This is a genomic window from Streptomyces malaysiensis subsp. malaysiensis (assembly GCF_040653035.1).
Taxonomy (GTDB): domain Bacteria; phylum Actinomycetota; class Actinomycetes; order Streptomycetales; family Streptomycetaceae; genus Streptomyces; species Streptomyces malaysiensis.
On the sequence record NZ_JBEZNG010000035.1, the window covers coordinates 21,260 to 35,117 of the forward strand.

10 protein-coding genes are annotated in these 13,858 nt (G+C 68.5%); 5 read left to right on the forward strand and 5 right to left on the reverse strand.

What is annotated here, in order from left to right; translation table 11 throughout:
• Nucleotides 1-6: 6 nt before the first annotated feature.
• Genes AB0E24_RS40545 through AB0E24_RS40555 form a run of 3 tightly spaced genes read right to left on the reverse strand, consistent with a single transcriptional unit; the run spans nucleotide 7 to nucleotide 2,455 of the window.
• Nucleotides 7-795 carry an MBL fold metallo-hydrolase gene (locus tag AB0E24_RS40545; protein ID WP_147966398.1) on the reverse strand — a complete coding sequence of 263 codons (789 nt, stop codon included), beginning with the start codon at nucleotides 793-795 and terminating at the stop codon, nucleotides 7-9.
• Entirely contained in the window at nucleotides 792-1,355 is a 564-nt protein-coding gene (locus AB0E24_RS40550) for an ester cyclase (protein WP_069874368.1), read from the reverse strand. The genes AB0E24_RS40545 and AB0E24_RS40550 overlap by 4 nt, the downstream gene beginning before the upstream one ends.
• The gene (locus AB0E24_RS40555; protein WP_102936233.1) at nucleotides 1,352-2,455 is read right to left on the reverse strand and encodes an MBL fold metallo-hydrolase; all 1,104 of its coding nucleotides are present in this window, start codon (nucleotides 2,453-2,455) and stop codon (nucleotides 1,352-1,354) included. Before AB0E24_RS40555 ends, AB0E24_RS40550 begins: the two co-directional genes overlap by 4 nt.
• A gap of 178 nt (nucleotides 2,456-2,633) precedes the next feature.
• Here AB0E24_RS40555 and AB0E24_RS40560 point away from each other — a divergent pair, with 178 nt between their 5' ends.
• The 4 genes from AB0E24_RS40560 to AB0E24_RS40575 all read left to right on the forward strand — a co-directional run bounded on the left by AB0E24_RS40560 (nucleotide 2,634) and on the right by AB0E24_RS40575 (nucleotide 8,274).
• On the forward strand, nucleotides 2,634-3,299 hold the full coding sequence (locus AB0E24_RS40560) for a TetR/AcrR family transcriptional regulator C-terminal domain-containing protein (RefSeq protein ID WP_100805053.1): 666 nt from the start codon (nucleotides 2,634-2,636) through the stop codon (nucleotides 3,297-3,299).
• Nucleotides 3,300-3,624: 325 nt separating this feature from the next.
• On the forward strand, nucleotides 3,625-6,645 hold the full coding sequence (locus AB0E24_RS40565) for a 3-keto-alpha-glucoside-1,2-lyase-like domain-containing protein (RefSeq protein ID WP_435865379.1): 3,021 nt from the start codon (nucleotides 3,625-3,627) through the stop codon (nucleotides 6,643-6,645).
• 278 nt (nucleotides 6,646-6,923) lie between these two features.
• Nucleotides 6,924-7,691, forward strand: a complete 768-nt coding sequence (locus AB0E24_RS40570) for a DUF8017 domain-containing protein (RefSeq protein WP_347234950.1) — start codon at nucleotides 6,924-6,926, stop codon at nucleotides 7,689-7,691.
• Between the two features lie 211 nt (nucleotides 7,692-7,902).
• Nucleotides 7,903-8,274: a hypothetical protein gene (locus AB0E24_RS40575; RefSeq protein ID WP_093702577.1), complete on the forward strand. Its 372-nt coding sequence runs from the start codon at nucleotides 7,903-7,905 to the stop codon at nucleotides 8,272-8,274.
• Between the two features lie 72 nt (nucleotides 8,275-8,346).
• Here the strand turns inward: AB0E24_RS40575 and AB0E24_RS40580 are convergent, their stop codons facing one another.
• Nucleotides 8,347-9,615 carry a glucuronyl esterase domain-containing protein gene (locus AB0E24_RS40580; protein WP_359384666.1) on the reverse strand — a complete coding sequence of 423 codons (1,269 nt, stop codon included), beginning with the start codon at nucleotides 9,613-9,615 and terminating at the stop codon, nucleotides 8,347-8,349.
• A gap of 495 nt (nucleotides 9,616-10,110) precedes the next feature.
• On the opposite strand from AB0E24_RS40580, the gene AB0E24_RS40585 reads away from it, so the two are divergent.
• Nucleotides 10,111-11,337, forward strand: coding sequence for a cation:proton antiporter (locus AB0E24_RS40585; RefSeq protein WP_250849361.1), 1,227 nt, complete (start codon nucleotides 10,111-10,113; stop codon nucleotides 11,335-11,337).
• Between the two features lie 18 nt (nucleotides 11,338-11,355).
• On the opposite strand, the gene AB0E24_RS40590 is transcribed toward AB0E24_RS40585, so the two are convergent.
• Nucleotides 11,356-13,767, reverse strand: a complete 2,412-nt coding sequence (locus tag AB0E24_RS40590) for a SpoIIE family protein phosphatase (protein ID WP_359384668.1) — start codon at nucleotides 13,765-13,767, stop codon at nucleotides 11,356-11,358.
• Between the last annotated feature and the right edge of the window lie 91 nt (nucleotides 13,768-13,858).

The following is a 13,858-nucleotide window of genomic DNA, read 5'->3' on the forward strand; positions in this document are numbered from 1 at the left end:
CTTGTCTCAGCCGGCCCGCATCTTCTCGTACAGGCCCGGGTCGTGGGCGCAGACGATCGCCAGGTCGGGTTCCGCGCGCCGGTGCAGTTCGGCGAGGCGGGCGTGGTTGGCGCGGACCTGTTTCAGGTCGTATGCGACGGCTGTTTCCATGCCGCGGAGGGCCGCGGGCACGGGGGTCCGGCCGTCGAGGGTGCCGGGGTGGTAGAAGGCGTCGCCGGCGTGCAGGATCCAGCGGGTGCCGGTGTCGACCGCGACACAGGCGTGGCCGCGGGTGTGGCCGGGGAGGGAGACCAGGACGATACCGGGGGCGATGGAGTCGAGCTCCTTGGCGGCGGCGAATCCGCGCCATGCTTCGCCGTCAGGGGCGTGTTCGACGATGCTCGGGCCGTGGGCCCACTGGGCGGGGCGGAAGCGGAGGCGTTCGCGCCAGGACGGGGCGTGGATCGCGCCGAGTGCCTCGGCCGAGGTGATGTGGACGGTGGCGTGCGGGAAGTCGGCGAGGCCGCCGATGTGGTCGGAGTCGACGTGGGTGAGAACGATGTGGCGGACGTCGGCGCGCTGGAAGCCGAGCCGTTCGACCTGGCGGGCGGCGGTTTCCTCGGGGTCGAAGGCCGGTCTGATGTAGTGGCGGACCGGGCCCAGGCGGCGGCCGGGGGCGGCGATGTCCATGAGGCCGAAGCCGGAGTCGACGAGCACGAGCCCCTGCGTGTCCGTCTCGAGGAGGAGGACATGGCAGACCAGCCGTGGTCCGCCGCGCAGGTGCATGGTGCCGCAGTTGAGGTGGTGGACCTTCACGACAGGGTGGCCTTCGGAGTGTTGACGAGGGCGGGGTCCGGGGTGCCGCCGGCTTCCTTGAGGAGTCCGCGCAGACAGCGGAGGGCCAGGGGCCAGTTGCGCGGGTTGCGCAGGTTCAGGCCGCCGATCAGCTGTTTCAGCAGCGTGAGGCTGTCGAAGTAGATCCGCTCGCAGACGAGGTTCTCACCGCCGTTTCCGTCGTCGTCGAAGACGAAGTACGCGGTCATGCGGACACGGAAGCGGTTTCCGGTGGGCGGGATCGCGCCCAGCGGGCCGAGGTGCGTGCCCAGCAGCCAGAATTCGACGATCACGGCGTCGTCGCTGTGGCGCAGGGCGATGATCTCGTGGTCCTGGTCGGGGAAGGCGCGGCGGCTGTGGCGGTAATAGCCGCGTACCGCCGCGTCGCCGTCGTGGACCGTCATGGTGGGGATCAGCTCGTAGCGCGGATGCGGGAAGGTGGCCAGGACGTCGTCCCACTCCTGGCGGACCTCGTCATGGAAGTGGTCCAGGACCAGCTTCTGGCGGGACTTGCGGATCTCGTCACTGATCAGGGTGGTCATCGGTGGGTTACCGCCTTGTGCGTGAAGGTGGGGCTGGTGCCGGGGTTGGTCCAGACGCCGGTCAGTTCGCTGGAGGGGAAGAATTGCAGGAAGCGGGGGTCGGCCTGGGCGTGGTCGACGAGCGTCTTCTCGACGATGAGCGAGTTGTACTGCTCGGCCGTGGTCTCGATGGTGTTGGCGTTGAGCACGACCTCCTGCTGCCAGGCGCGAGCCCAGCGGGCGATGCCGGGGACGCGAGAGTGCTCGGGAGTCAGGCACTCGGCGGCGATGGCGTTCTCGCTGGACGCCCAGATGCCGCTGGAGGTGTTCAACAGAAGGGTCTGGTTGCCCAGGACGTGGCCGGGGGTGGAGATGACCGCGACACCGGGGCCGAGGAGCAGCGAGCCGTCGACGGCGAGAAAGGCGTCGGGCCGCACGTCCCGGTAGGCGTCGGGCTGGTACCAGGGGCGCTGAAGCGGGTGGAGCTCGGACATGGCCAGCAGTTCGTGCCGCTGCACGATCACCTTGGCGTGCGGGAACACCGGCTCGACCGGACCGCCGCCCAAGTCCGGCTGGGGTGTGCTGGTGCCGATCCACCGGCGTAGGTCCTGGGTGTGCAGATGGTCGAAGAGGAGATAGTCGACATCCTCGGGCGCGATGCCGAGCCTGGCCAGATGCCCGAGGACCGTGCCGTGTTCGGTGACCAACAGGGATCGCACCGGGCGGGGTGTGCGGCGGGCGAGCGCGGCGAAGTACGGGGTGTTGCGGCCGAGTTCCACATCGCTCGGCTCGAACAGGAGCACACGCCGCCGCCCGTCGCTCTCCGTCCAGCGGACGACGAGCATGCGGTTGGTGATGGCGAGGAACGGGGCGATGGCCCGGGAGGCACGGAAGAGGCCGAACTTCGTCGGATAGGGAAGGGTGACCAGGTCACACGTGGTGACGCTGTCCGGTGTACCGGTCGCCGCGAACTCGGTACGCAGCGCCTTCGCCCGCGCACGGGCCCATACGAGCTGTGCGCCGTAGCCGCCGGGTATGTCACCGAGGCCGCTGAGGGTGGTGATCGGAGTGCCGAGCGTGGGCATGTCGAGGACGTCGGTGTCCTGCCAGGCGAGTTTCATCGGTGGGTCCTTCCTGGTCGGCCGAGCCGGTGGTTGGGGGTGCCGGTCCAGGTCGGCCGCCAAGTCCCGTACGAGGGCGAACCCAGGCGATCACTCAAAGCGACACTTGCACCGCAAGTCTTTCGATGGATCGGGACGCTAGACTTACGGTGCAAGTGATGTCAAGGGAAGGTGACGCATGACGGCGCGAGGGGCCGGACGTGGCAGGCGACTCGGCCTGACCCGCGACAAGGTGATCGCGGCAGCGGTGACGATGATCGACCGCGATGGCCCCGACGCCTTCTCCCTGCGCAAACTGGCCACGGAGCTCGGCATCGAGAACATGTCGCTCTACAACCACATCCCGAACAAGGACGCCCTTCTCGACGGTGTCGCCGAAGCGGTGCTGGCCGGCATCGTCTTCCCCGAACAGCGGGGCGGAACATGGCAGGAGAGGATCCGGGCTCACGCCGCCGCCTTCCGCGCCGCCGCCAAGCAGCATCCGAAAGCGTTCCCTCTGGTGCTGACCCGGCCCACGCAGTCGCCCGCCGCGCTGGAAGCCATGCGCTCCACGCTGGCCTGCTTCGACGAACTCCGCCTCGCCCCCGAGGAGGTGGTCCACGTCCTGCGCGGCTATACCGCCTTCATGGTCGGCTCGATCATGCGCGAACTGGGCTACGCCATCTACCTGGGCACCATGGACAACGACCAGGTCCAGCAGCGCACCGAAGCCATCGCCGCCTCCGGCGACCCGCTGCTGACCGCGACCGCGCCCTATCTGGCCGACAGCGATCCCGACACGGAGTTCCAGTACGGCCTGGAGCTGTTGATCTCCGGCCTGGCCGCCAGGGTCGGCGGCTCCTGAGACTGCGGCCGAACGGGAAGTACGACACCGGGTGTGTCATGAGCGGGACCGGGCCCCGAACGAACCGGTGACGGCGCCCGCCACCACCGTGCCGGCCCAGGCACCGACCGTCCGTCAGGAACATGGCGAGGGGCGGGGACTTTCGACTTGTTGTGGACAAAGTATGGACGGTTCGGGGCGATGTTCGTACGCTGGGCGTCGCTTTCGTAGGGACGTCTGCGTGCATCACGGCGGAATGCCGCCGCACCACCCGTACACGGACGAGCTCCACTCTATGCCCGCGGTCCGCCGTCGACCGCGCCCCTAGCGCCCAGCAGGAGGAAGAGTGACGCTACGCAAGTACCCGAGACCACATGGCCATCGCCGTGGACCGCGAAGAACCGGCCTGTTCCTCGCGGCGCTTCTGGCCGGCGCTCTCGTGACGCCGACCGCCGAAGCGGACGAGAAGCCCTTCGCGGATCTGCCGCCCCAGGAACCCGGCGTCACCCTCCGCGTCTTCGACATCCAGTCCCCGCTGAGCAAGCTCTGCGACCTCAAGCCGGCCCAGACCCCCAACGTGGACAAGCTGATCCCCAACGTCGACTGGTCCTCCACCGAGGGCTTCGGTTTCACCGACAACTTCGTGTCGCAGATCATCGGCAACATCAGCGTCCCCACCGACGGCACGTACACATTCCGTCTGATCAGCGACGACGGTTCCCGATTGCTCATCGGCGACAAGAAGGTCATCGACCACGACGGACTGCACGGCGCCGAGCCCAAGGACGGCGAGATCGCCCTGGCACCCGGCTACCATTCCCTGCGCATCGACCACTTCGACCGTGGCGGCGACCAGCAGGTCACCCTCCAGTGGAAGCCCCCGGGCGCCGACGACTTCTCCCTCGTCCCGAACTCCGTGCTCAGCACCGACGCCGGCGTCGTCCGTGTCACCGCCCCGGGCCGCAAGGAGTGCGAGGGCAACTACGACACCCCCGGCGACGGACTCCCGCTGACCTCGGTCAACCCCGGCTACACCCTCACCAATCTGCGCCCCGAGGGCTTCGAGCCCCAGGTCTCCGCGATGGACTGGCTGCCGGACGGCAAGCTGGCCGTGACGACGTGGGGCGGCAGCACCGAGACGAAGGGAGAGGTGTACATCCTCGACCATGTCACGGGTGACACCGGCCCGGAGAAGGTCACATACAAGAAGATCGCCGACGGCCTGCGGGAGCCGATGGGGATCAAGTACGTCGATGGAAAGCTCTACGTCTCGGAGAAGCACCAGCTCACCGAGTTGTCCGACATCGAGGGCGACAACACCGCGAGCGAGATCCGCAAGGTCGCCGATTGGCCGTACGGAGAGAACTTCCACGAGTTCGCCTTCGGGCTGCTCTACGAGAAGGGGAACTTCTATCTGAACCTCTCCGTGGCCATCAACTACGGCGGTGCCACGACCGATCCACAGCCCGTCGCGAACCGCGGCACCACCATCAAGGTGAACAAGAAGACCGGCAAGGTGAGTTACCTGGCGGGCGGCCTCCGCACACCGAACGGGATCGGGCGGGGCCCCGAGGGGGATCTCTTCGTCACCGACAATCAGGGCGGCTGGCTGCCCGCCTCCAAGCTGCTCCACATCAAGCAGGACCGCTTCTTCAACCACTACACCAACCCGGACGGACCGTTCGACGACCGCCCGGTCACCAAACCCGTGCTCTGGCTGCCGCAGAACGAGATAGCCAACTCGCCCAGCACACCGATGCTGTTGGACAAGGGACCCTTCGCCGGGCAAATGCTCTTCGGCGACGTCACCTACGGCGGAATCCAGCGCGCCGACCTGGAGAAGGTGGACGGCGAGTACCAGGGCGCGGTGTTCCGGCACACCCAGGGCCTGGAGGTCGGCATCACCCGCATCAGCACCGGACCGGACGGTGCCATCTACGCGGGCGGTCTCGGCGCCGACGGAAACTGGGGCCAGGAAGGCAAACTCCGCTTCGGCCTTCAGAAACTCACGCCGAACGGCAAGACCGCCTTCGACATCAAGACCATGCGCGCCACCCGCGACGGCTTCGAACTCACCTACACCAAGCCCCTGTCGGCGGAGACCGCCGCCAAGCTGACGAACGGCGCCTACTCCGTCGAGCAGTGGCGCTACGTCCCCACCCCGGCCTACGGTGGCCCCAAGGTGGACGAAGAGGCCCTCCCCGTCGCCGCCGCCCGACTGTCCGCCGACCGTCGCACGGTCCGGCTCACCATCCCCGGCCTCAAGACCGACCGGGTGGTGCACGTACGCTCACCGCGCCCCTTCGCCTCGGACGCCGGTGAGCAGCTCTGGTCCACCGAAGCCTGGTACACGCTGAACGCACGCCCCGGCCCGGAGCAGCCCATCACCTCGTACGACGCGGAATCGGCACGCCTGACCGGCGGAGCCGCCATCGACACCGAGCACGCCGGCTACACCGGCGGCGGCTTCGCCGACGGCTTCGGCACGCCGGGCGCCACCGCCACCTTCGAGGTCGACGCGCCCGCGAAGGGCAGCTACGACGTGGGGCTGCGCTACGCCAACGGCCCCCACCCGTTCACCGGCACCAAGACCATGGGCCTCACCGTCAACGGCGGCCAGGCGCAGCAGACCAGCCTCCCCTCCACCGGCGCCTGGAACCGCTGGTCCACCAAGACCGAGCGGCTCTCCCTGCGCAAGGGCCGCAACACCATCGCCTATGCCTATCGGCCCGAGGACACCGGCCACGTCAACCTCGACATGATCGAGGTGCGCGGATCCGGCAGCCGGATCGACCTGTTCTCCGGCGGCAGCGTCTCCACCGCCTGGCAGCACACCGATGGCCGCAGCGTCGAATGGCCGCGCTCCGCCGAGGACTCCATCGAGGTGTGCTGCGGCGACATCCGCACCAAACAGGCGTTCGGCGACTTCAGGCTGCACGCCGAATTCCGGGTGCCGAAGCTGCCGGACGATGTCACCGGGCAGGACCGCGGCAACAGCGGCATCTACCTCCAGGAGCGGTACGAGATCCAGATCCTGGACTCCTACGGAGTGGAGAAACTCGCCCCAAACGAGGCGGCGTCCATCTACAACAAGAAAGCCGCCGACCTCAACGCCGCCATGCCACCGGAAAGCTGGCAGACATACGACATCGACTTCCGCGCGGCCCGTTTCGACGCCGAAGGCAAGAAGACCGATGACGCCAGGATCACCGTGGTGTGGAACGGCAGGAAAGTCCACGACAACGTGGCGGTGGACGGCCCGACCGGCGGCGGCGACGCCGAATCGGCCGCGGCGGGCGCCATCCGGCTCCAGGACCACGGCAACAAGGTCCGCTTCAGAAACCTCTGGATCGAACCGCTGGACTGACGCCACGAAGAGAGCTCTCCCGGGCCGGTGAACCCACCGTGCCTCCGCCGGGCGCATGACGCGCCCATGCCCCAAGCCCCGGACACATGGCGTCCGGGGCTTCGGGCATGTTTCAGCCTTATGCGATGTGTCACGGGTAGGTACCCGTCTCGCGGTGGGGCGTCCACATGGGGGAGGGGCGGCAGCGCGGCGCGCATAGAGTGCCGATCATGTTCAAGCCAAAGACCCTCAAGCGCGTTGCTCAGCGTCCCCGGTCCACTCGGGGGCCGTCACGACGAATGAAGAAGACCCTGATCGCGGCCGTCGGCATCGGCATGGCCGTCTCTTTGAGCGGATGCAACGACGACACCGGCGATGCCACGGACAAGAACACCGACGCCGCGGGGTCGAAGGCGCCCTCGGCGGGGTCGTCCGAGTCCGCAGCCCCGGCGAGCCCCTCGGGCGATCAGCCGTCGGTCGCGGGATGGCAGACGCAGACCGCGCAGAAGCACCACTTCCGCTACGACGTGCCCGGCAAGGCCAAGAAGTGGAGGGTCTTCCAGGAGGACACGGCCCTCTCCTACACGGACAAGAACGGCCGGCCGATCGTCGTCATGACCGGGGCGGGCAACTACCGTGAGGGCGGCTGCGCATCGAGTCCCAACCCCAAGGCCCTCGGTGAGGCGGGCAAGGGTCAGCTGGCCACCGTCGGTACCACGGGCGGCGGCAAGGACGGCAGCCTCCAGGAGAACGCTCGTAACTGGGCGGGGAATTGGGGCTTCGCCGCGTACGGGGGTGAGGACCACAAGCCCAAGATCACGGTGAGTGAGGCCAAGCCGTGGAAGCACGGGGGCATCGAGGGCTACACCGCGACCGCCCAGGTGACCGTCACCAACCGCCCGAGCTCATGCGTTCCGCCGAAGGCGGTTGTGCACAGCGTCGCGCAGAAGCTCCCCGACGGCACCATGCACGGCTGGGTGATCTACGCGGACCAAGGAGTCCCGAACGCGCTGACGGCCGCCGAGATCGAGAAGGTCATGAGCACCGTCCGGTCGACGGACAGCTGACGCCGCTCGGCCCGTGAGGGCGGCGAGCCGCGTACCGCCCCGCACCCCTGTGTCTCCGCCACCGGGCCGGTGCGCGGCCGCGTGTGGCCGACTCTGTCCGAGAGCCGTCTTCAAGTCCCGCCGCTCCAGCGGAAGTTCTGTGATCGAGATCAAATAACTGCTTTAATTAGGTAGCTGATCTTGAGTCCCGGCCCTCGGAAAGGCAATTTTGATGTCCCCCGCCCGCTACCAGTCCCGCTCCCGTTCCGAGGTTCCGTTCGAGGCTGTCGGCGCCGGCGTTCTCCGCGTCCTGTCCGACTCCCGTACTCCGGTGTTTCTCACCGTGCACGCGAGTGGACGACGCCGGTACGGCTACTGGCAGCCGCACGACCACGCCACCGACAGGGGCGGCTGCTACGTGGCGCTGCCCACCCCCATCTGCGACAGGCTGTACTCCGAGGGGCGGATCGCGCTCGGTGACCCCCTGGTGGATCCGGCCAAGACCACATACCGCGTGTGGCTCGCCTATGACCCGGTCACACCGGTGCGTATCCCGGTGGCGCCCCTGTCCGCGGTGGCGGTGGCACAGACGCTCGCCGCGTGATCGCGATGCGCGTGAGCCCGTCGAGGTCGTGGCCCGAAGCCCGGCGCGTATCGCCGGGCTTCGCCACTCACCTCAGGACCCGGTGAGGACCGGAGTCTGCCAGTTCCGCCATTCGGCCAGGTTGCCGGCCTTCTTGCCCGAGACCCTGATCACGCCGGGAGCGTTGCCCGTCTTGAGTAGGAACTTCTGGATGTTCTGCTGCAAGGGGGCCTTCCACTCGGACCGGACGGCGCAGTGGTTGCCGTCCTGGATGTCGGACCAGTAGCTGATGTTGCTCCCCGCGCCGAGCGCTTTGTAGACCTCCGCTCCGCCCAGCGCCGCCACGCTTCCGGACTTGGCGCCCAGCCAGTCGATATGCGGGTTCTCCATGATGAACAGCCCCCGTGGCGCGACCATGCCCACGATCTCGTGGGTGTCCACCGGCAGCGTGGCCGGGTTGCCGGTGAAGGAGCCGAACGCGTCGCCCAGCCACGGCTGTTCGGAGTAGGCGCTGCTCAGCGGCTGTGCGCCGCCCTCTCCCGGAACTCCGCGGAAGATGGGGGCACCGGCGGTGCCGGACTCGATCGGCATGGTCAGGGCGATGCGCTGGTCGAACGCGCCGACCGCGAAGGCGCCCTTGCCGTACCGCGAGCATCCCGTGACGCCGACCGCGTCCGCCTTGAGAATGCCGCCGCCCGACTGCTCGATGACATCGATGATCCGGCTCGCACCCCAGGCCCAGGCCATGAGCAGCCCCGTGCTGCTCTGCGAGCCGTAGACGCTGTAGAACGCGCCTTGTTTGTTGTTCCGCGGAGTGCCCTCTCGGCCGACGGCGAGGGGGTCGTAGGAGATGACGGCCGCGCCGGAGGCTTTGATGGTGGCCGTGTCCGCCCCGAATCCGCCCAGGACGACGACGGCCGGGAACGGTCCGGTGCCACTGGGCAGCTCGACCTTGGCCGAGAAGCTGGAGCTGCGGCCCTGGTCCGTCACGTTCACGGTGATGCCGGTGCGGGAGACCGAGCCGGTGACGCTCGCGGGTTTCGTGTGCTTCTCGCCGTAGACGAACCTCTCCGCCAGCTTCTTGATCTCCGCCCGCCGGCACCGCCAGTCGGACACCGTGGCGATACGCGTACCGTTCAGCTTGGTGAAGGGGTCGGGAAGTTTGGCGTTGGCGGTCAAAGCGCCCGGGTCGGGCACCGCGCAGTCGGCACCGTCGTCCTCCGAACCGGGCTTGATGTCCGCGCCCGCCCCGATTCTGCCGGCGGCACCGGCCGGTGCGCCGAAAGCGGTGGCCGCCAGGCTCGCGACGGCCAGGAAGACCGCGGCTGCCCATGCCCGGGGCCGATGTCGATGAATGCGCATGGGGGACCTCCGTGGAAGGCGCACGATCGCGGCGGGCGATGGCCCCTGTCGGACGGCATGGAGTCATGAACGCGCCGGTGCACGCCAGATGGTGGGGAGTGCGCGGGCCAACGATGTCATCGAGGCCGCCCCCAGCCCCTCAATCGCGGTGCCCACGCGCTTTGGGAGCGCTCCCACTCTAGGAGCGGGCCGAGGCGCCGACAACGTCCGGAACGCCGCGCCGCGAAGTTGGCTGCTTTTCTTCCCCGTTGAACCACGTGAACCACGGGTCATGGCGTGCGCCCGATGCGATGTGCGGAACGTCTCCGACCGGTAGAACCCGTAACGTCGGTATTCGCCGATGTCATTCCGGTGGGAGTGCTTGATCGTGATGCGAAGGAAAGTCTGTCGGCTGAGCGGGGAGAGACGGCCAACGTGGGACAAAATGCCATAGCTGCCCGCTCCGCCGAGGCGGTGAGCGGAGACCTTCTCGCCGGGCTCGCCGTGATTCTCGCCGTGGCATTCGTATTCTCCCGGCTCGCCGTGCGGATGAGACAGCCGGCTGTCGTGGGCGAGATCATCGCCGGTATCGCCCTGGGACCGAGTCTGCTGGGTCTGTTTCCGGGCAACCCCACCGAAGCGGTGCTCCCAGCGGATACGCGACCCATTCTGCAAGCGCTCTCACAACTCGGCCTCGTCCTTTTCATGTTCGGTATCGGATACGGGCTCGACCTCTTCCATCTGCGCGGGAACAGCCGTCAGGTCACCCTGATCTCCCTGGGCTCGGTGACCTTGCCCTTCGCCCTGGGCGCCGGGCTGGCGGCGATGCTCTACCCCTGGTACGACAAGAGCCAGCTCTCCACCGATGGAGCGCTCGCGCCGGTGCTCTTCCTCGGGGCGGCGATGTCCATCACCGCCTTCCCCGTGCTGGCCCGGATCGTCGCCGAACGGGGCATGCGGCGCAGCCGCGTCGGCGTGATGGCTCTCGCCTGCGCCGCCATCGAGGACTTTCTCGCCTGGTGTGTGCTGGCCGTCATCGTCGTCGTCATCACCGCCGGTGGGCCCTGGCCCCTGGTGCGCATGGTGCTCGAGTCGGCCCTGTTCCTCCTGCTGCTCGCCTATGCCGTACGCCGCGGACTGCGCTGGCTGCTGGCACCGGAGCGGCGATGGGCGATCGGCGGCCCCCTCATCCACGCCATCGTCCTCACCGGGCTTCTGCTGTCCGCCTGGGCCACGACGGAGATCGGACTGCACGCGGTCTTCGGCGCCTTCGCCTTCGGGGTCGCCGTACCACGCGCCGAGATCGAGGCGTCGGCCCCCGAGGTCGCCGAGCGCATCGAGCAGACCAGTCTCTTCCTGCTGCCGGTCTTCTTCACCGTCACCGGGCTTTCGGTGGACCCGCGTGGACTCGGCGAGCACGGCATCACCATCATCTTCGCCGTCATCCTGGTGGCGTGTACGGGGAAATTCGTGGGAGCCGCCGTTTCCGCGCGCCTTTCAGGAGTCTCCCGGAGCGAGTCGGTCGTGCTCGGTGTTCTGCTCAACGCCCGCGGACTCACCGAGCTGGTCATCCTGAACGTGGGCCTGGAGCTGGGTGTGCTGGACAGCCAGATGTTCACCGTCATGGTCATCATGGCCCTGGTGACCACGGTCATGACCGGGCCACTCCTCCAGCGTCTCGGCTTTCACCAGGAGATCCGCCCCGCCTTCGGCTCGCGGAAGAGCGTCGGGACGAGTGTGTGAGCCCGAATCCGTCCGCTGCTATCCGGACGCGCCGGTCAGACGCTGTTCGGTCCAGATCGTCTTTCCCCGCCGGCCGTATCGGCAGCCCCACTTGGCGGTGCACTGGGAGACGATGAACAACCCCCGGCCGCCCTCGTCCATGTCCCTGGCCTTCCGCACCCGCGGCTGGGTGTTGCTGCAATCGCCGACCTCGCAGATGAGCAGGTCGTCGTCCCGGATCAGACGCAGGCGAATCCTGCCGCTGGCGTGGAGGATGGCATTGGTGACGAGCTCGCTGACCAGCAATTCGGTGGTGAAGGCAAGTTCGTCGAGATCCCACGCCGACAGCTGCCGGTCAACCGCGTCGCGGGCCCTGGCGACCGCCGCGGTCTCCGCCGGGAAGTCCCATACGGCGATGTGGTCGGGCGCCACCCGCCTGGTCCGGGCGAGCAGCAGGGCGATGTCGTCACGTGTCGCGGCCTCGCCGTGAAGAAGGGCGTCGCCGATGGTGTGCAGCGGAACACCGGCTTGTATCTGTTCGGCGAGTTCCCGCCGGAGCCGCGCGAGCCCCGCGTCCCCGGAGAAGCGCTGGATCCCGAAGATCCCGTCGGTGTAGAGCGCGAGTACGCTTCCGGGCGCCAGCGTCACCGAGGTGGTCTCGAACAGGTCCGATCCCAGGCCGAGCGGCGCTCCCGGACGCACATCCACCAGCTCGGTCGAGCCGTCCGGGTTGATCACCAGGGGTGGGTGATGGCCCGCGGTCGCGATGCCGCACTGGCCGCTGGTCGGGTCGTACACCGCGTACAGGCACATGGCCGCCACCGTGTCACGCCGGTCGGCCGTGGTCTCGGCCGCCAGCTGCTGGACGAGGTCGTCCAGATGGCCCAGCACCTCGGTCGGGTCGAGTTCCAACGTCGCGTAGGTGTGGATGGCGGTGCGCAACCGGCCCATGGTCGCGGTGGCGCTCAGACCGTGCCCGAAGACGTCACCGATGACGAAGGCCACCCGGGTCGACGGCAGCGGGATGACGTCGTACCAGTCGCCGCCGATGCCGTAGTGGCCGGCCGCCGGCTGGTACAGGCCCGCGGTTGTGGCGGCCGAGCTGTCCGTCGACGCCTGGGGCAGCAGGAGTTTCTGGAGGGACAGGGCCGCTTGGCGCTCCCGGGTGTACCGCCTGGCGTTGTCCATGGCGAGAACCGCCCGCGAGGCGATCTCCGACACGAGGTCGACGTCGCTCTCCTCGAACGGGGTGCCCTCCTCGTAACGCCAGACGGTCACACTTCCCTGCATCAGCCCGCGGGCGAACAGCGGTACGGCGAGCACGGCCTGGGCGCCGGAGGGCAGGAGCAGCCTGGCCACCTCGTCGCCCTCCAGGGCCACGGCCATACGGTCCCGTTCCAGGCGGATCGGCTGTCCCCGCTGGAGCTGGCGCAGCTCGGGGCTGTCGGGGAGCCTGGGGTACCGTCCGCCCACCGGCAGCAGATCCGGCGGATACGCGATGTGCAGGGGGGCTCGGGCCACCCGCACCATCGACGTCTGGAGGGCCCCGACGGCGGTCGGGGGCTCGTCGCCGGAGAGGATCGACTGTGACACGTCGACGGTGACCAGATCGCCGAGACCACCGCTGTACACCACGTCCGCCAGCGACTGCGCCGTCTCGGCCATGTCCAGGGACATGCCGATGCGGTCGGCCGCCAGGTGCAGCACGGCCCGGTGCCGGCGTATCCGGTCCCGCTCGGTCTGGTCCTGGGAGACGAGGATGACCCCGAAGGGAGCCCCGCGGTGGTCCACCATGCGGAAGGCCGAGAGGGAGAGAAGCCATTGACGGCCCGGCATCGCGAGTGGCCGCATGCGGAACGACTCGGAGATGATGGCCTCGCCGGTGTCCAGAACACGCCGCATCATCGCCTCGATCGCCGACGCGTCTTCGGACCGCATGACGTCGTGGAATCGTTCGCCGGGGCCGGCCGCGGGGGCTCCGAACATCTCGGTCGTGATATTCGTGGCGACGAGAGCCATGTCGGTGTCATGGATGGACACGCCGAAGTATTCCTGGACGAAGATGGCGCGCAAGAAGGCCGTGGCTCGCTCCCACTGGGTTCCGCTCTCCTCGGGCATGGCGAGGACGAGCCGATCCGTCGTGCCGTGGCCGGTCGGTCCGCTCCGCAGCGGCACGACCCACACCCGACGGTGGCGCATTTCGCCCGTGGATCCGGCCATACGCACATACCCGTCGAATGCCGGGCCGCCCGGTGCCACGGCGGCCCTCGCCTCGGGATCGGGGAACAGCTCGCTCAGCGGCCTGCCGAGCAGATCGGAGTCGACCTCGCCGAGCAGATGCCCGGCCTCGGCCGAGGCGCCTGTCACCCGGCCGGAATCGCCGACGATCAGCGCCGCCAGCTGTGCGGCGTGGATCGTCGGGTAGCGTCCGCGGTCATCGGGTTCGGCCATCTCACCTCCCTCCCTCGAACCGCTGTCTGGAGAGACGCAAGAGAGCATCGACCGAAAGTGTCCCAAAGGGCGCATCCGGACATGGGCAGCT